Genomic DNA, 16898 nt, shown 5'->3' on the forward strand with positions numbered 1-16898 from the left:
TTGAGTGAATATACTTTAGTTATTAATCAGAAAGGGTAGTAGATATTGAGAGGAATGTCTATGGAATTATTAGCAATTGGCTCCCCCTCCCCGACTCGAACGGGGGACCTGCGGATTAACAGTCCGTCGCTCTAACCAACTGAGCTAAGGGGGAACTAAAGTAGTGCTATTTTATGATTTGGCTCCCCCTCCCCGACTCGAACGGGGGACCTGCGGATTAACAGTCCGTCGCTCTAACCAACTGAGCTAAGGGGGAACTACTATCATAAACATAAACTTGGCTCCCCCTCCCCGACTCGAACGGGGGACCTGCGGATTAACAGTCCGTCGCTCTAACCAACTGAGCTAAGGGGGAATCGTTTATGGTTGAAAAACTTGGCTCCCCCTCCCCGACTCGAACGGGGGACCTGCGGATTAACAGTCCGTCGCTCTAACCAACTGAGCTAAGGGGGAAGCGTCTTGCCTTTCAACGGGGCGAAATATTAATGATCCAGCCGCAAAGTGTCAACACATAAAAGATCATAAATACAAAAAAGAACTCTATTCGTTGTTTTTGTGTTCGATCTGCACGTTTTATAGCACAAATGCCAAAATTAAAGCGCGTCATTTTTATGAAAAAGTACTTTTGTTTTTAAAAATTATTAAATTAAAGGGCGTATTTACTTAATTTAAAATATAAAAAACAGCCATTACACCTAAAAATAGCGCTCAATATTACAAAAACATTACCGTAAAGAGCTTACACAGGCAGAGTGGTTTTTAAAATTTAACGCTTAAAATCGATTTAATACTTAAATTCCATAAAAAACGAATACGGCAAAAACTAAAAATATCTTTATTTAATTACTTATTAGTTAATAATTAGCCAATCGCAAAGGTTTGTACAAAAACAACACAATCAATAGCTTAAATAATTTTATTTACACCTTTAGGTTGCTCAATAAGGTGGTGATTGCAGCTAACAGCAAGCTTTACATTAAAGCCCAAGAAAGTTTTCATATTGGTAACGTGGATAAGTTTAATACGGCATTTTATTTGAACCGCTGTAACCCCTTTATAAATGCGGCTTTGAATGAGTTATCCACGGTTTCTGTGGATAACTCTGTTTATTAAACTTTATGAACTTCAGTACCCCCAGTATTTTAGGGGGCTGCAACGATTTCAAGTCTTTAAGAATGTTTTTTTAAATCATTAAAAAACAGTGTGTTATGAATTGATGCTGAAAGCGACTCTAACGATAAGTAAAACTTTTCGTGACGATAAAGTAAAAAAATATGTTGTGTGATAATGCACCATTTATGAAGCGTTAAATGTTATAAAAGTAATTTAAATGATCTATATTTGTTTTTTGGCGCTCTCAAGGTGAATTTATACGCTAAGGCTTGAAAACAAAGCTTTACTCCTTAGTTAGGTATTTAGCCCTCTATACTCAATAAAGCATGGCTTGAATTGCCCAGATGCTTTAAAATGTTTAGCTCAGTAAAAAGAGGCCAACTTATTCTATGCGCGTAATTTCAGAAAAACATACTCGCCCTGATTTACTCAATGATCCTATCTCGCCAACACTAAAAAAAATGACCATTCCAATGATATTTGGCCTGGTGTCGTTGATGATGTTTAACATTGTTGATACGTTTTTTATTAGCTTATTAGGAACAGAGCCATTAGCAGCCGTGAGCTTTACATTTCCGGTTACTTTTATGGTAATAAGCTTAGCCATTGGTTTGGGCATAGGCACTTCTGCGGTTATTGCAAAAGCCTTGGGCAGCCACAAAGTAAATGAAGCGCGTTTTGATGCCAGTATTTCTTTATTGGTGGCTGTGATTTTGGTACTTATATTATCTTTTTTTGGTTATGTGTTTATTGACCCCATATTTACTTTACTAGGGGCTGGTGAAAACGTATTACCGCTAATACATCAGTATATGAATGTATGGTTTTTAGGCAGCGTGTGTTTAATAACACCTATGATTGGCAACTCGGTATTACGTGCCAGCGGCGACACCAAAACGCCTAGCTTTGTGATGGGCGGGGCAGGGCTAATAAATGCCATTTGCGATCCTATACTTATTTTTGGCTTTGGACCTATTCCGGCATTAGGTATTGAAGGCGCTGCTATTTCCAGTGTTATTGCCTGGTCAGTAGCGGTAGTGGTTATTTTATATATATTACTAAAAAAACGTTTATTGAGTTTAAAAGCAGGTAAACAAACGGTTATTGGCTCTATTAGTAAAATATTAAAAATTGGTTTGCCTGCGGCAGGGGCAAATATGCTTACGCCAGTTGCAATGGCAGTAATGACCGCATTAGTGGCTCACCATGGACCCGAAGCGGTTGCTGCATTTGGGGTAGGGAGTAAAATAGAATCTATTGCCAGCTTGTTAGTATTGGCGCTTTCGATGACATTACCGCCATTTATAAGCCAAAACTTTGGTGCTAGTAAATTATCCAGAGTGAAAGACGCCTACACCGGCACCTTAAAATTTGTAATGGTTTGGCAGTTTATTATTTATATATTACTAATTGCTAGTGCAGGCGTGTTAAGCCAGTTATTTGGCAAAGAACAAGCCGTTATTGATGTTATAAAACTATTTATTTACACCATTCCATTAAGTTACGGCTTGCAAGGGGTGATCATATTATCAAACTCATCGTTTAATGCTTTACATAAACCGATGAACGCATTGTTTTTAAGTATTATTCGTTTATTTATTTTTTATTTACCCTTTGCGTATATAGGCAACGAACTTGCTGGCTTATTGGGGTTATTTATTGGCGCTGCTGTGGGTAACTTGTTTACCGCTTTGGTGGCCTATAAATGGTTTATGAAAGAGCTTGAAACATTAAGTAACCAATCGTTACAGGAGTGCAGTCATTGAGCGATCATTTTCAACTAAAGTCACACTTTAAGCCTGCGGGAGATCAGCCCACCGCGATTGCGCAGTTATGCGAAGGACTTGAGGCCGGGCTTGCTCATCAAACCTTGCTAGGTGCTACCGGCACAGGTAAAACCTTTACCATGGCTAACATTATTAACGACTTAAACCGTCCAACGATAATAATGGCACATAACAAAACCTTAGCCGCGCAACTTTACGGGGAAATGAAAGAGTTTTTTCCTAAAAACGCAGTTGAATATTTTGTTTCTTATTACGATTATTACCAGCCAGAAGCCTATGTGGTTTCTAGTGATACGTTTATAGAAAAAGACGCATCTATTAACGAACACATTGAGCAAATGCGCTTAAGTGCTACAAAGGCACTGCTTGAGCGCCGCGATACTATAATTGTAGCCTCAGTGTCGGCCATTTATGGTTTGGGCGATCCAAAATCATACATGAAAATGATGCTACTTTTAAAAGTGGGCGAAAAAGTGGATCAGCGCGATATGCTACGCCGCTTAGCCGAAATACAATATACCCGTAATGATGTAGACTTTAGCCGCGGCACGTACCGAGTACGTGGCGAAGTGGTTGATATATTTCCTGCAGAATCAAGCACATTTGCGATACGTGTAGAAATGTTTGATGACGAAATAGAACGCTTAAGTATTTTTGACCCCCTCACAGGCGCAATTGAAAAACACATAGTGCGCACCACTATTTACCCTAAAACACACTATGTAACCCCGCGTGAAAAAATTCTTGGTGCTATCGAAAAAATACAAGAAGAGCTAAAAGATCGCCGAGCACAGCTATTAAGTGCCAATAAATTGGTAGAAGAGCAGCGCGTAACACAGCGTACGCAGTACGACATTGAAATGATGCGCGAGCTTGGTTATTGCTCGGGCATAGAAAACTACAGCCGTTACTTATCGGGGCGTACACCGGGCGATCCGCCGCCAACTTTACTTGACTATTTACCCGACGATGCATTAATGATTATTGATGAATCGCATGTAACAGTGTCGCAAATTGGCGCTATGTACAAAGGCGACAGAAGCCGCAAAGAAAACCTGGTTGAATATGGTTTTAGAATGCCATCGGCTATGGATAACCGCCCACTGCGCTTTGAAGAATTTGAAGCTATTTCGCCACAAACAATTTATGTGTCGGCAACCCCAGGCGATTTTGAATTAGATCGCTGCGTAGGCGCAATTGCAGAGCAAGTAATTCGACCAACAGGACTGCTTGATCCACTTATTGAAGTGCGCCCAGTGGGGGACCAGGTTGACGACTTGCTTTCAGAAATTTATAAAAGTGTTGAGAAAGGTGAGCGGGTACTGGTTACCACGCTAACCAAACGTATGTCGGAGGATTTAACCGACTACTTAAGTGAGCACAATGTAAAAGTGCGCTACCTTCACTCAGATATAGACACCGTAGAGCGAGTCGAAATTATTCGCGATTTACGCGCTGGAGTATTTGATGTGTTAGTAGGCATTAACTTACTGCGTGAAGGCCTCGATATGCCAGAAGTAGCACTGGTGGCAATTCTTGATGCCGATAAAGAAGGCTTTTTACGCTCAGCGCGCTCTATTATTCAAACCGTAGGCCGCGCCGCACGTCATTTAGAAGGGCGCGCAATTTTATACGGTGATCGAATTACAAAATCGATGGCTAAGGCGATGGACGAAACCGCACGTAGGCGCGAAATTCAGCATGCTTATAATATTGAACACGGTATTGAACCACATTCGTTAGCCAAAAAGATTCTAGATTCGATGGACGTAGGCGAAGAAGCAGGGCCAAAAGATAACCTTAGACTCATTCGTAAAGAGTCTAAAAAAGTCCTTAGTGCTAAAGAAATCACAGTGCAAATTAAGCAACTCGACAGTAAAATGCACGCTTACGCCAGTGATCTAGAATTTGAAAAAGCAGCCTCAGTGCGTGATGAAATACACGAACTCCAACAACAGTTGATAAATTAACTATGACCCCTAATTTTACTCCACTTATTGACGCATTAGCCGATGCCCCTTTATTAAAAAATGAGCTGTGCCGCGTGTTTCATGGCCGCGGCCATAGCGTAGAAGCGCTAAGCCATATTAACTTAGACTTTTACCCACCTAGTTTGTTTTTAGTGTCTTATGATGAAATAGATGAGCCAACGCTGAGCGAACTAACCAGTGTGCTGTGGCAATGGGCGCAGCAACATCACCCTGAGCTTATTACTGCGCTTGTGTATCAGCAGCGCGCGGGTGTACAAAGCCAAAATACTCTGGTTTATGGGCAATTGCCTAGCCAACATGTGGTAAAAGAAAACGGTATTGGCTTTTTAGTTGATTTAACCAGCCGCCAAAATACTGGAATATTTCCTGATATGCGCAGCGGCCGTGAGTTTGTGCAAGCAAACAGTAAACAGGCAAAAGTACTTAACTTATTTTCGTATACCTGTGGGTTTTCGCTGGCGGCAATGCAAGGCGGAGCCGATCATGTAATGAACATGGATATGAGCAAAGGCGTGCTTAGGGTGGGTAAACAAAATCATCAGCTCAATGGCTTTAATAAAGGGGTGAGCTTTTTACCGCATGATATTTTAAAGTCGTTTGGTAAATTAAAAAAAGCAGCGCCGTTTGATCTCATTATTGTTGATCCGCCAAGCTTTCAAAAAGGCAGCTTTATTTTAACGAAAGACTATCAAAAAGTACTGCGCAGATTACCTGAGCTATTAAGCGATACAACCCAGTTATTACTTTGCGCTAACAGCCCAGAGCTTAGTGAAGAGGCTTTTAAAGCCTTAATTACAGAGCACACAGAGGGCGCTATTGAGTTTGTTGAACGGTTAGCTGCTACAGAGCGTTTTATTGAAGTAGATCGTGACAGAAGCTTAAAAGCGCTTGTTTATAAAACATCGCAAACAGTAGCCTAATTTAAATTATGACTCTTAATTAATAACCAGTTTTTAGTTATTAGTTACCAGTAAAAAATGAGCCGTGGCGTAATGTTTATAATACATGCGCCATTTTTATTACTAAGGCGCTATTTACCTAAAGTAGTGTTTATGGGGGTAATAGGTGATTTTACTTTTAAGGCAGGCATTCCTGCACCCGATCATCACAAACGCAGAGCTTAATTAATTAATTAAATATTAGCCACTTAGAATTGCACATAAATGTGATCTAATATTGCCGCTAATAACGTAAATAGCTACAGACAATATATTGCCATGTGCGAACTAATTTATGCCAAATAAAAACAGCCACCGTATACCTCTCGTCAATAATAAAAAATGGCAATACAGTTACGAGCAGCCAATTTCGTATGCCCCTTTGGTGCAATTAAAGAATAATAATTGGGTTGTTCCACAGCATTTTTTACGCTACCAACACACACTTGAAAGTGTTAATACAGTGCTTGAAAATATCGACTTTTCGGCGCACTTTAGAGTGGTTGCTGCCCAGCAAAATGAACAGCTTTACTTACAAGTGGCAGTGCTTAGCCCAGACAACTATTCAAATAATTCAAACTGCGAGAAAAATAGCGCAGCTAACAAAAATCACACTCGCGCAAAAAAATTATTATTTGGCAGGCGCTGGCTAGTAGAAAAAAACCTACCAACCTCAGAGCTTATTCAAACTGCGTTTTTAGCACTTAAAATAGCACGAGAGCACGAAGTGCGAGAGCTGCTGCAATTAACGCATAAAGGGGCAACAAGTACGCCATTTAATAACCACCACGACTTGTCATTAATGGCGCAAAACCCTGAGTTGGTAAGTAATAGCACTGATCAAGCGAGCGCTCAATCGATAGCTAAACGGCTGATATTTGCCGGTATGAGCATAGTAATTAAAAACCATCAAGTAATAACCAGTAAGCAGCACTTATATACGCTTGAGCTTAATTGTAGTGATTGCCAATTAAATGAGTTTAATAATAAAACCATGGCATTTTTAATAACCGATACGTCGGCAAATAGCTTTTTACATGGCTTTATTACAGCGCTTGTAGCCATTAGTAACGAGTATGTAAGCGAGCACTTTAAATATAAAAATTTTGCACGCTTTAGCAAACAGGTAATGGCCGAGCAAATAGGGGAGTTAAGTGTAGCTATACGTTCGCCAGACGCGCTAGGCTTGTGCTCTATGGGCAAGCAGCACGCTAACCAATTAAACTTTGAAATAGACAGCACCCGAGCACCACAGGGCTGTGGTCAGGTTATTGGTGGTTTTTTAGCTGCCCACGGTATTGAGCAGCCAGAAAACGCCCATTTATATGAAAATTATTTATAGTTTATTTATTTCTTGTTTTACGTCAAAGCTTGAATCGGTAACTATGGTTTCAAGGGTTTGCACACGCTCTTTTAATGCTTGAACTTGCGCACTTACTTCAGCAAGGTGCTTATTAGCATCGCTATTATTATTTTGCATACGGTGTTTAAATTCTAAATGTTTTTTGTACATATCGTATATAACTCCAGAGCCAACAGATATAAGTACAATTAATACAATCATGGTAGTGCCCGACATAACCGCTTCCTGTTAATTACTTTGGTTAAAGTATAACCGTAATACATTTACGATAAAGCGCCTAATTGTAACTTTATTTTTCTAAATGTTGATTGCCGGTGTGCTGGTAGTTTATACATTGGCTATATTGTGTAATGATTAAGCAAAGAGTTTGCCCCTTTTATTAACTAATTAAGTGAGCTGCTATGTTAAATAATAAAATTCCTCCACTTGTTGTTGTGCTTTTTTTTGCATTAATAATGGCCTTAATTGCACATTATAGTGTGATTGATTTTAGTGCCTTTATTTTATATTTAACGGTGAGTTTAGTAACTATAGGCTGCGTATTTTGTATTGCCGGATTGGTTAGTTTTCGTTTGGCTAACACCACAGTAAACCCAAGTAAACCAGAGCAAGCGACAAGTTTAGTTACCAGTGGCGTTTATAGGTTTTCTCGTAACCCTATGTATGTGGGTTTTGTATTTATACTACTAGGGTGGGGTATTTGGTTAAGCTCGTTATGGGCACTTTTGTGTGTGGCGGGTTTTATTGCCTACTTAACACTGTTTCAAATTATTCCTGAAGAGCGGGCGCTTACTCAGCTCTTTGGTGAGGATTACATCCAATACAAAAACAAAGTAAAACGCTGGCTATAAACAAGCACCCATAAAAAAAGGCTATCGATGATAGCCTTAATAAATTGTTTATTCGTATTCTAGCGGGTCGGTTAAGTTATTGACCTCAAATGCTTCTAAGCGCTCTTGGCATGCTCCACATTTACCACAGGCTTTTTCACGGCCGTTATAACAGGTCCATGTTTGGCTGTAATCTAAGCCCATTGCAATACCATCGGTTAAAATATCAATTTTTGTATTGTTTAAATACGGGCTAAAAATTTCTACGGCATCGTAGTTGGCAATGCGGCACACATCATCCATTTTTTGCACAAATTCAGGACGACAATCAGGGTAAATCGCATGATCCCCAGAGTGGGCACCATAATAAACCTGGCTCGCTTTAAGCGACACTGCATAACCTACCGCTAAAGACAGTAAAATCATATTACGGTTTGGCACTATTGTGCTTTTCATGCTGTCTTCTTCGTAATGGCCTTCTGGCACGTCAATATCATCAGTTAAAGATGAGCCGCCAATAATTTGATTAATAGCCGAAATATCAACAATTTTGTGTGGCACATTTAATTGCTTACATACCTGGGCTGCCACCTTAAGTTCTTTTACATGACGCTGACCATAGTCAAACGATAAGGCATAAACATCATGTCCTTGTTGCAGGGCCTTATTTAATACGGTAAATGAATCCATACCGCCGGAATAAATAACTACTACTTTTTGCGTCATATCTGGTTTTGCTCTTTAGTTTTAATAGAGGTTTATATCAGGGCACGATATACTACATGCCCACGGCATAAATAACAATTTTTGCGCTGCGCTATTTAGTCCTTAATGGTAGCAATTTTGCTGCTTGATCGTAAGTGAGTTCTCTTTTGTACAAAATAAATGAAGTGTTTGAAACCATCCAAGGTGAAGCTAGTTATACTGGTACACCGTCTATATTTTTGCGTTTGCAAGGTTGCCCAGTAGGGTGCTCTTGGTGCGATACAAAACAAACATGGGATGTTGATAATGTGTACAAAGTGTCGCTTGACGAAACAGTAGAAAAAAAGGCCGATTCAGATCATTGGGCACAAGCCAGCGCAGCAAACATATTAGCGTTATTTCAATCACGTGGTTATACCGCAAAGCATGTGGTGATCACAGGTGGCGAGCCTTGCATGTACGACTTAAACCCAGTGTGTAATTTATTGCACGAAAACGGCTTCAGTACGCAAATAGAAACCAGCGGCACCTTTGAAATACTTGCCCCTGCGCAAACTTGGGTTACTGTATCGCCAAAAATTAATATGCGCGGTGGTTTTGAGGTACTTACAACCGCCATGCAGCGCGCCAACGAAATTAAACACCCCGTTGCCATGCAAAAGCATGTAGAGGAGCTAGAAGAGCTGTTTGTTAAAACGGGTGTTAATCCTAAATTGGTTTATTTACAGCCTATTAGCCAAAAAGAGTCAGCAACTAAACTGGCTATTAAAACCTGTATTGCTAAAAACTGGCGCTTATCAATTCAAGTGCATAAGTATTTAGGGATTAGCTAATAATTAAGCCGGGTTTTAAGTGATTAGCTGTGAGCTAATACCAGCTCGGCGTTAATTTATATTACGTAGGTCGGATAAGCGAAGCGCCATCCGACAACCCTTAATTACATCTACCCTAAAGCTTACTTCGCTAATACTAATAACTAGTTTACTATGCGCCACCCAAATTACTTACCCTTTAATAACTAGGCCAATATGTCCGCAAATGCTTTATACACAGATCTCTCTGGTTACTATGACTTAATGTGCGCTGATATAGATTATCAAGCTCAAAGCCATTTTATTAAACGGTTACACCAAATTTTTGGTAATGGCGCAAATACACACCTAGATTTAGCGTGTGGCACAGGCCCGCATGTACGGCATTTTATTAATTTTGGCTATACAAGCAGTGGCCTCGACATTAATCAACCTATGCTAGATAGAGCCGCTATTCGCTGCCCAGAAGCACAATTTACATTGCAAAATATGAGCGAGTTTACCGTAGCGCAGCAGCAAAATTTAATTACCTGTTTTTTGTATTCAATTCACTACTGTGATGGCATTGAAAAATTAAAAGCATGTATCATCAGCGTACATAACGCACTAAAAGCCGGTGGCATGTTGTGTTTTAACGCAGTTGATAAAAATACTATAAATAACGATTCATTTGTAAAACATACAGCAACTAGTGAAAATAGTTTATTTACCTTCAGCTCTGGCTGGCATTACAGTGGCACGGGCGAAAAACAGTCGCTAAAACTGCGTATTGAAAAAACCACAAGCGATGAAACATTCATCTGGAATGATGAACACCCCATGGTGGCGCTTAGCTTCACCGAGCTAAAAGCAGTTTTGCAGCCTTATTTCGAAATCCATATATTTGAGCATAACTATGAGCAAATAACCCCGTGGAATGGTAATTCGGGCAATGCTATTTTTGCTTGCGTAAAAATTTAAGACAAACGACGTAGGTTGGTTAGAGCGTAGCGAAACGCAACGAATACCCACCCCCTAATAAACCCGCATTATATATTTGAAAACGTAGGTCGGATAAGCGAAGCGCCATCCGACACAGCAAAATATCTTGCCAATTATTATCAGCATTTAGCGTTGTCGTACGATTGGAGATCAGTCGTTAATTAATCGTGATGTCTGAAGTCAAGATTTGACCCCTTTGTCTCAGGCGGCATTTTTTCACATGGCCCTTGCCGAGCAGTGGCAATTTGCGCCGGTATTTTATCTAATGACATAGTATTAACTTATCAATGGCTTTATCTTATAGTATAAAAATTCTACTCTATCGGCAGTAACACAGCTGGCGAAAAACAGTTGCCGCTAAAACACAAAAGCAGGAAAACTATGAAAACACTGTTAATTGTTGCCCATGCGCCCTCTAAAAATACCCAGTTAATGGTTAATGCTGTTTTGACAGGGGCACAGCATCCAGAAATTGAGCAAGTACAAGCACGCTGGGTATCACCATTAAACGCCACACCTGAAGATGTATTAGCTTGCGATGCGATAATTATGGGCACGACGGAAAACCTCGGTTATATGAGTGGCGCATTGAAAGATTTTTTTGACCGTTGTTATTACCCTTGCCTAGATGTAAAACAGGGTTTGCCTTGTGCATTATTTGTTCGTGCTGGTAACGATGGTACTGGTACTTGCCGAGCAGTTGAATCAATTTGTAGTGGCTTGCGTTGGCACTGGGCTCATCCACCATTAGTGTGTCGTGGCGACTGGCAACCAGCGTTTCTTGAGCAATGCGAAGCGTTAGGTATGACCATAGCAGCTGGGCTTGATGTGGGGATTTATTAACGAACCAAAACACAGGGTAAGCCGCGTGCTCTACCCAGGCTGAGTATACTTACCCGGGCCAATATGCTAAGGTTTAAATTAAAATAATTGTAGGAGAAACAAAATGTTAGCAGAATCAGAATATACGATGAATAACTTGTTTGCGCAATTAGGATTAGACAGTTCGGATGACGCCATTAATGAGTTTATCGAAAAAAATCAATTAGCAGCAGGCGAATCATTAAAAGAATCTAAGATTTGGAATGATAGCCAACGCACGTTTCTCCAAGAGGAATGGGATAAAAACAGCATGTGGACTCAAGTCATCGATGATTTAAATTTACTTTTGTCAAACGTCGCTGAGTAAATAAATTTGCAGTAATTATCAGATAATAGATATGTCGATCTTGGGCGTAGCGAATGTAGAACAAAAACCATAGAAAGCCGTAGGGGTCAAATCTTGACTTCAGACATTATAAAGCCATAGGAAAGCCGTAGGGGTCAAATCTTGACTTCAGACATTATCATCATTGAGCGTTTGATAGTCGCTGTGAGTTTACCTTTCGATGAAAAGTATAATTTAATCAACACCCACAAAAAAGCGTTGCCCTTGAGCAACGCTTTTTTATGTCTAATTTCTAACAGCGAGTAACTTACTCTGCCGCTAACTTATTCTGCTGCGAGATAATCCAACACTACCTGATGGTGATCTTTGGTTTTAAACTTATCGAACAGGTGTTTAATTTTGCCGTCTTGACCGATTAAGAACGTCAGGCGGTGTATGCCGTCGTATTCTTTGCCCATAAATTTTTTGTAGCCCCAAATTCCAAATGCATCTGCAATGGCGTGATCTTCATCTGAGAGTAAATCGAAGTTAAGTTCTTTTTTAGTTTCGAAGTTTTTAAGGCGTTTAATTGGATCTGGGCTTATGCCTACTACGCGGGTGTTAAATTTTGCCAGCTCTGCTTGCTGGTCGCGTAGGTTTTCGGCTTGTACGGTACAGCCAGGTGTTGACGCTCTAGGGTAAAAATAAACCAGTACTTGTTGCTGTTTTAACAACTCGCTTAAGGTGATTGTTTCGTCGTTTTGGTTTTGTAAGCTAAAAGCGGGGGCGTTGTCGCCGGCTTGTAATGGGCTGATTTTGTTCATGCTTGCTCCTTAATTTAACGAATACGTCTAAATATATAGTCTACGTTGAGAAGGTGAGAAAGTTTTTCAAAACTAATTTTAAATTGGTCTACATCTACTTCAACAGGAATATTAAACTCTAGTTCACAGCGCATTCTCATTACTGCTTCTTCGTCATCATAAGTGTCTGACTTTAGTGAGCAAATAATAATATTTTTGTCTGCAAAAAAGCGCGTAACTTTACTCAAAGTGCCGGGTGTGTCGGTGCCTGTGTACTCTAGTGTGTAACCGGCGCGAAACGCTCCTTGGTTATGACTTGCTGTGCGCTTCATCATAGTGAGCAAACCCAGTTCCATCGCTTTGGTAGGCAGGGTGTGTTCTATGCGGCTAATGGCCGACATGTCACCGCTAAGTAGCATGATAAATGTAAATTCGTTACCTAAAATAGCAATGCGGCTATCTATTATATTACAGTGGCAATCGCTTACTAGCTGAGTTAACTCACTAACTATGCCAGACCTGTCTTCGCCAATAGCTGTTAAAACAATTTGATGATTTGAGTGTGCAGTCATGGGTTTAAATACCTAAGTTACTTGAATTACAACAGCGCAGTTGGCAACACAAAAAGTAAACACATAAAGTTGCGTGGCGGCGAAGTTTAACACAAAAACGTGTTTAAACTACACAGGCTGCTAATTTAGCAGTTTAAAAGTACAGTGTTTCTTGTTTTTACAAGCATGGGAAAGTACCATAGCCCAAATGTGTCTATTTGTTGCTTACTTTTGTTAACAGAGGTGAGTATTAAGCAACCAGGCAACCAAATTATAACTGTAAAGTTAATATTGATTTTACACTGAACCAAATCGGCATTACCCACTCATATACTTGTTAAAACAATTAAAGGGTATGCTAAGGAGAAATATCTGTGCAGTATTGGATCCCAAAAGCACTAACAGTAAGTGTATTGGTAAGTTTATCAGGATGTAGTGTATTTACTAATGATGCACATGACGAGCGTAATTATCGCGCTCATGAAGCAGTAAAAGTGCCTGCATCGTTATCACAACCCGCTCAAGATCCAACATATAAAATGGATGTAGGCCAATATAGTAATAATCCAGATGCTACAAATTACCGTCCGCCTGCTCAAGTACTTACAGTAGCAAAGGGTAGTTGGGTTGAAGAAACAGATAAAAACGCCCGTGTTTATTTTGATAAAAACGATGGTATTGATGACCTAGATGAGTTTATTTGGGAGTCTATTAATGCGGTTTTAGCCGACAATAACACGCAAGCGACTAAAGCAGACAAGCTACTAGGCATTATAGAAACAGATTGGTACGCTATTATTAAGCCAGAAGAAAGCTGGTTATGGAATAGCGACGAAAGTGTTGATTTAGAACGCTTTAAATTTACAATTGAAGAAAAGTCGCATCAGCGTACGGCTTCATTAAGTGCTGAACTTATTGACTTTAAAGGTGATGAGCCTTTAAGTGATTTATTTAAGCAACAGTTAGAAGTGCGTGCACTTAACCAAGTTATTAGCGAGTTTGATTATCGTTATCGTCAACTTGAAGTTGATATGCGCAAACGCCAAGGTATTATTTCTTTAGAAATGGGCTTTGATAACAAAGGTAATGCAGCACTTGTAACTGAGCAGTCGTATGAAGCTGTATTTGACCGTTTTTCAGGGTTTTTAGAGCGCTTGTCGTTCACTATTGTTGAAATTAACCCAGATACAGGCTTAATTACGGCAGATTATAAAAAACCAGAGTCAAGTGTATGGGATTCTATTTGGGGTGACGAAGTAACCCAATTACCTATTGATGAAGGTCAATATCAAATATTAGTAAGTAAAACCAAACAAGGCGGCACTAGTCTGACCTGGATGGATGAACAAGGCGATACGCTTGAGCCAGGTACTATGAATGGTTTACAGCAAGCATTAGTGGCTGCACTCATTCAGCGCGGTATTAATATTTAATAATAATAAGTTTTTACCACAAAAAGAGCACTTTGCTCTTTTTGTGGTTTTTATAGGTTAAAAATATGTCTCAGTTACCCACTTCGTCGCAATATAATATGCGCACTTGGCTTACCTTTTTAGTTCCTTCGCTAATTGGTTTGTTTTTATTTATGACACCAATCCCTATTGCTGATGGTATGACCATTCCCATTGCATTAATGGCTAAAGCAATTAAAGAGGGAATTAGCTCTGTTATGATTGAGCTGCTTACATTCATTATTTGTGTAACGGGTGTGCTTTCGCTATTAGCTAAAGTTGTTAAGCCTAGCTTTATTAAAAAGTCTTTTATACTAAAACACTTATTTGATGTTAACTGGCTTTGGCTAGGTATTCGCTTACTGGGTATGCTGTTTATTGTTTTGACCTTTATTAGTCAAACCGGCGCAGACGTGAGCTCGGCGCTTCCTGCGTTTTTATTACCGGTATTTAATGCTATTACCTCGGCAGATACGGGCGGCTTGGTTTTAAACGATTTATTGCCTATTTTGTTTTCGGTATTTGTTTTAGCGGGTTTATTACTGCCGCTGTTATTAAATTTTGGTTTGTTAGAGCTAGTGGGCACCTTGTTTACTAAACTTATGCGTCCGTTATTTGGTGTGCCGGGGCGCAGTGCTGTTGACTGTGCGGCGTCGTGGTTAGGTGATGGCAGCGTAGGTATTTTAATGACTGCGCGTCAGTACGAAGAAAAACATTACACTGAGCGTGAAGCGGCCATAATTGGTACTACGTTTTCGGCAGTTTCGATTACCTTTAGCTTAGTGGTTATTGAACAAGTGGGCTTAGAGAGTCACTTTGCACCGTTTTATTTAACTGTGTGTTTAGCCGGTGTGGTTGCTGCGATTATTGTGCCGCGCTTACCGCCGTTACGCTTCAAAAAAGATAGCTTTATAGATGGCAGTAAACGCGATGAGCATGCTGAGTCTGTACCAAGTGGTAAAACCTTGTTTGGGCATTCTTTAGATGTTGCGTTAGCTAAAGCGCATAGATCGCCAGGGTTTAAAGGCACGTTAAAAGAAGGCTTACACAATGCATTTGATATGGTGTTTGCTGTATTACCTGTCGTAATGGCGGTAGGTACATTTGCGTTAATTATTGCCACATATACCCCTGTTTTTCAGTATTTAGGTATGCCGTTTATTCCATTTTTAGAGCTGCTACGAATACCAGAAGCTGAGCTTGCTTCACAAACGATTATGGTTGGTTTTGCTGATATGTTTATTCCTTCAATATTAGCAGCGGGCACAATTGAAAGCGACGTAACCCGTTTTATTATTGCGGCAATGAGTGTAACGCAACTTATTTATATGTCGGAAGTGGGTGCACTTTTACTAGGCAGTAAAATACCGGTTAATATTTTTGAATTGTTTATTATTTTTATTCTTAGAACCTTAATCACTTTACCAGTTATTGCCTTAATGGCGCACTGGTTAGTTGGTTAGTTGGTTAGTTGGTTATAAAGATTAAGCAGTAAAAAGCCCTGATATTCAGGGCTTTTTTGTATCTGTAGAGTTAGTTTTATCGGGCTTTGTTTTTTTAAAGGGTAAATTTGCCGAGTGCTTTAGCAGTGCAAGATTACCAATAATAATAGCAAATACAATGATAACAATAACAACCATGTGCCAAGTTTGCATAGCAACGTCCGTTAATTATAAGCAAAGTATAAGTGTGAGCGTTTTAGTTTAAAACAGCAATAAAGTGACTTAAAAAATGGTGCTAATGCAGTATTTAAAAGCGTTTTGCTACCGATAGAGTTAAAAAATTTAGCCCGGGGTTGGGATCTTTAAAGCCCGCATTAGAGTAATGAATAATTCTTAGCGCCACGTTGGTTTCGCCAAAATCAGCAACTAAGCCAATTCTGTCTTCAAACTGATAGTGAGTGCTAATGTTTTTACCCGCAAAATAGGTTTCATCAACCAATGAAATACCAATACCCGCTTCTACATATATGGGGGTATTGTTAATGCTAAATGCTGGGAACAACAGCACAGGCGACATGGCAAGCACTACATTAGACTGTGTTTTATCGCCATGGTTATATTGCCAAAGGTTTACACTGGTTTCGAAATAAAAGCGCGTATCGCCAAGTAAAGACTGCAACCCTGTAGGATAATATTGATGGGCTAGTTTAAAGCCATTTACGCCACCTTCTCCCTTGAGCAGATCAATTGCGTAGCCGTGCTGCGATTGTGCGAATGCGTGTTGACTCGTGAATAATAAAACAAATATAAATAATGATAAAAATGACGTTTTCATAGGTGTCAGTGCTGTGCCTGAGTTAAATAGTGACTAAATAGTAAGGGCGCAACATGGGTGTTTTCAATGGGACAAAAATACGCTTGTATATAGGGTGTTAACCGAGGTTGATTAACTAATTGAATTTATTTACTTTGTTTTATTGGTGC

The 16898-nt window shown here is 39.8% G+C and carries 18 protein-coding genes and 4 tRNA genes; 12 read left to right on the forward strand and 10 right to left on the reverse strand.

What is annotated here, in order from left to right:
* Window positions 1-77: 77 nt before the first annotated feature.
* The 4 genes from RB215_RS05675 to RB215_RS05690 all read right to left on the reverse strand — a co-directional run bounded on the left by RB215_RS05675 (window position 78) and on the right by RB215_RS05690 (window position 453).
* Window positions 78-154: transfer RNA gene (locus RB215_RS05675), tRNA-Asn, on the reverse strand.
* Between the two features lie 25 nt (window positions 155-179).
* Window positions 180-256: transfer RNA gene (locus RB215_RS05680), tRNA-Asn, on the reverse strand.
* A 22-nt stretch (window positions 257-278) separates the two neighbouring features.
* Window positions 279-355, reverse strand: a tRNA-Asn gene (locus RB215_RS05685).
* Window positions 356-376: 21 nt separating this feature from the next.
* Window positions 377-453 (reverse strand) — tRNA-Asn (locus RB215_RS05690).
* A 1049-nt stretch (window positions 454-1502) separates the two neighbouring features.
* On the opposite strand from RB215_RS05690, the gene RB215_RS05695 reads away from it, so the two are divergent.
* From RB215_RS05695 to RB215_RS05715, 5 genes are all read left to right on the forward strand, one after another.
* Window positions 1503-2879 carry an MATE family efflux transporter gene (locus RB215_RS05695; protein ID WP_011327795.1) on the forward strand — a complete coding sequence of 459 codons (1377 nt, stop codon included), beginning with the start codon at window positions 1503-1505 and terminating at the stop codon, window positions 2877-2879.
* Complete coding sequence (uvrB, locus tag RB215_RS05700; protein ID WP_011327796.1) at window positions 2876-4870, forward strand: excinuclease ABC subunit UvrB; 1995 nt, start codon at window positions 2876-2878, stop codon at window positions 4868-4870. Before RB215_RS05695 ends, uvrB begins: the two co-directional genes overlap by 4 nt.
* Window positions 4871-4872: 2 nt before the next feature.
* A complete protein-coding gene (locus RB215_RS05705; protein ID WP_011327797.1) occupies window positions 4873-5811 on the forward strand; it encodes a class I SAM-dependent methyltransferase in 939 nt (312 codons plus the stop codon).
* 72 nt (window positions 5812-5883) lie between these two features.
* On the forward strand, window positions 5884-6015 hold the full coding sequence (locus tag RB215_RS05710) for a hypothetical protein (protein ID WP_280117935.1): 132 nt from the start codon (window positions 5884-5886) through the stop codon (window positions 6013-6015).
* Window positions 6016-6124: 109 nt separating this feature from the next.
* Complete coding sequence (locus RB215_RS05715) at window positions 6125-7171, forward strand: hypothetical protein (protein ID WP_182676861.1); 1047 nt, start codon at window positions 6125-6127, stop codon at window positions 7169-7171.
* On the opposite strand, the gene RB215_RS05720 is transcribed toward RB215_RS05715, so the two are convergent.
* A complete protein-coding gene (locus RB215_RS05720; RefSeq protein WP_011327800.1) occupies window positions 7166-7408 on the reverse strand; it encodes a hypothetical protein in 243 nt (80 codons plus the stop codon). The two genes, RB215_RS05715 and RB215_RS05720, sit on opposite strands and share 6 nt — an antisense overlap.
* 185 nt (window positions 7409-7593) lie before the next feature.
* On the opposite strand from RB215_RS05720, the gene RB215_RS05725 reads away from it, so the two are divergent.
* A complete protein-coding gene (locus RB215_RS05725) occupies window positions 7594-8043 on the forward strand; it encodes an isoprenylcysteine carboxylmethyltransferase family protein (RefSeq protein WP_089368004.1) in 450 nt (149 codons plus the stop codon).
* 48 nt (window positions 8044-8091) lie between these two features.
* On the opposite strand, the gene queC is transcribed toward RB215_RS05725, so the two are convergent.
* Window positions 8092-8748 carry a 7-cyano-7-deazaguanine synthase QueC gene (gene queC / locus RB215_RS05730; protein WP_011327802.1) on the reverse strand — a complete coding sequence of 219 codons (657 nt, stop codon included), beginning with the start codon at window positions 8746-8748 and terminating at the stop codon, window positions 8092-8094.
* A gap of 146 nt (window positions 8749-8894) precedes the next feature.
* Between queC and queE the strand changes: the two genes are divergently transcribed.
* From queE to RB215_RS05750, 4 genes are all read left to right on the forward strand, one after another.
* Complete coding sequence (gene queE, locus RB215_RS05735; RefSeq protein WP_041454388.1) at window positions 8895-9560, forward strand: 7-carboxy-7-deazaguanine synthase QueE; 666 nt, start codon at window positions 8895-8897, stop codon at window positions 9558-9560.
* Window positions 9561-9755: 195 nt separating this feature from the next.
* Window positions 9756-10499, forward strand: a complete 744-nt coding sequence (locus tag RB215_RS05740; protein WP_089368006.1) for a class I SAM-dependent methyltransferase — start codon at window positions 9756-9758, stop codon at window positions 10497-10499.
* A 402-nt stretch (window positions 10500-10901) separates the two neighbouring features.
* On the forward strand, window positions 10902-11363 hold the full coding sequence (locus tag RB215_RS05745; protein ID WP_089368007.1) for a flavodoxin family protein: 462 nt from the start codon (window positions 10902-10904) through the stop codon (window positions 11361-11363).
* Window positions 11364-11466: 103 nt separating this feature from the next.
* Window positions 11467-11709 (forward strand): DUF2789 domain-containing protein, encoded by a 243-nt coding sequence (locus RB215_RS05750; RefSeq protein WP_011327807.1) that lies wholly within the window; start codon window positions 11467-11469, stop codon window positions 11707-11709.
* A gap of 302 nt (window positions 11710-12011) precedes the next feature.
* Here RB215_RS05750 and bcp read toward each other — a convergent pair whose 3' ends face one another.
* Both bcp and RB215_RS05760 read right to left on the reverse strand, forming a co-directional pair.
* The gene (gene bcp / locus RB215_RS05755; RefSeq protein ID WP_011327808.1) at window positions 12012-12491 is read right to left on the reverse strand and encodes a thioredoxin-dependent thiol peroxidase; all 480 of its coding nucleotides are present in this window, start codon (window positions 12489-12491) and stop codon (window positions 12012-12014) included.
* A 14-nt stretch (window positions 12492-12505) separates the two neighbouring features.
* Complete coding sequence (locus tag RB215_RS05760) at window positions 12506-13042, reverse strand: ACT domain-containing protein (RefSeq protein ID WP_309217009.1); 537 nt, start codon at window positions 13040-13042, stop codon at window positions 12506-12508.
* Between the two features lie 353 nt (window positions 13043-13395).
* Between RB215_RS05760 and bamC the strand changes: the two genes are divergently transcribed.
* A complete protein-coding gene (gene bamC, locus RB215_RS05765) occupies window positions 13396-14454 on the forward strand; it encodes an outer membrane protein assembly factor BamC (protein ID WP_011327811.1) in 1059 nt (352 codons plus the stop codon).
* Window positions 14455-14519: 65 nt separating this feature from the next.
* Window positions 14520-15935, forward strand: a complete 1416-nt coding sequence (locus tag RB215_RS05770) for a YjiH family protein (protein WP_011327812.1) — start codon at window positions 14520-14522, stop codon at window positions 15933-15935.
* A gap of 45 nt (window positions 15936-15980) precedes the next feature.
* Here RB215_RS05770 and RB215_RS05775 read toward each other — a convergent pair whose 3' ends face one another.
* Together RB215_RS05775 and RB215_RS05780 are read right to left on the reverse strand one after the other, a co-directional pair.
* Window positions 15981-16127, reverse strand: a complete 147-nt coding sequence (locus RB215_RS05775; RefSeq protein ID WP_011327813.1) for a DUF2897 family protein — start codon at window positions 16125-16127, stop codon at window positions 15981-15983.
* 94 nt (window positions 16128-16221) lie between these two features.
* Window positions 16222-16749, reverse strand: a complete 528-nt coding sequence (locus RB215_RS05780) for an acyloxyacyl hydrolase (RefSeq protein WP_011327814.1) — start codon at window positions 16747-16749, stop codon at window positions 16222-16224.
* Window positions 16750-16898: the final 149 nt, after the last annotated feature.

It is taken from the genome of Pseudoalteromonas sp. HL-AS2 (assembly GCF_031198805.1).
GTDB lineage: Bacteria > Pseudomonadota > Gammaproteobacteria > Enterobacterales > Alteromonadaceae > Pseudoalteromonas > Pseudoalteromonas nigrifaciens.

Excerpts from the sequence above, each read along its gene's own strand:
- queC (WP_011327802.1), bottom strand. The coding sequence starts at position 8,748 with ATGACGCAAAAAGTAGTAGTTATTTATTCCGGCGGTATGGATTCATTT.
- RB215_RS05705 (WP_011327797.1), top strand. The coding sequence starts at position 4,873 with ATGACCCCTAATTTTACTCCACTTATTGACGCATTAGCCGATGCCCCT.
- RB215_RS05745 (WP_089368007.1), top strand. The coding sequence starts at position 10,902 with ATGAAAACACTGTTAATTGTTGCCCATGCGCCCTCTAAAAATACCCAG.
- RB215_RS05695 (WP_011327795.1), top strand. The coding sequence starts at position 1,503 with ATGCGCGTAATTTCAGAAAAACATACTCGCCCTGATTTACTCAATGAT.
- RB215_RS05710 (WP_280117935.1), top strand. The coding sequence starts at position 5,884 with ATGTTTATAATACATGCGCCATTTTTATTACTAAGGCGCTATTTACCT.
- RB215_RS05725 (WP_089368004.1), top strand. The coding sequence starts at position 7,594 with ATGTTAAATAATAAAATTCCTCCACTTGTTGTTGTGCTTTTTTTTGCA.
- RB215_RS05750 (WP_011327807.1), top strand. The coding sequence starts at position 11,467 with ATGTTAGCAGAATCAGAATATACGATGAATAACTTGTTTGCGCAATTA.
- bcp (WP_011327808.1), bottom strand. The coding sequence starts at position 12,491 with ATGAACAAAATCAGCCCATTACAAGCCGGCGACAACGCCCCCGCTTTT.
- RB215_RS05770 (WP_011327812.1), top strand. The coding sequence starts at position 14,520 with ATGTCTCAGTTACCCACTTCGTCGCAATATAATATGCGCACTTGGCTT.
- RB215_RS05740 (WP_089368006.1), top strand. The coding sequence starts at position 9,756 with ATGTCCGCAAATGCTTTATACACAGATCTCTCTGGTTACTATGACTTA.
- RB215_RS05775 (WP_011327813.1), bottom strand. The coding sequence starts at position 16,127 with ATGCAAACTTGGCACATGGTTGTTATTGTTATCATTGTATTTGCTATT.
- RB215_RS05720 (WP_011327800.1), bottom strand. The coding sequence starts at position 7,408 with ATGTCGGGCACTACCATGATTGTATTAATTGTACTTATATCTGTTGGC.
- RB215_RS05780 (WP_011327814.1), bottom strand. The coding sequence starts at position 16,749 with ATGAAAACGTCATTTTTATCATTATTTATATTTGTTTTATTATTCACG.
- RB215_RS05760 (WP_309217009.1), bottom strand. The coding sequence starts at position 13,042 with ATGACTGCACACTCAAATCATCAAATTGTTTTAACAGCTATTGGCGAA.
- RB215_RS05715 (WP_182676861.1), top strand. The coding sequence starts at position 6,125 with ATGCCAAATAAAAACAGCCACCGTATACCTCTCGTCAATAATAAAAAA.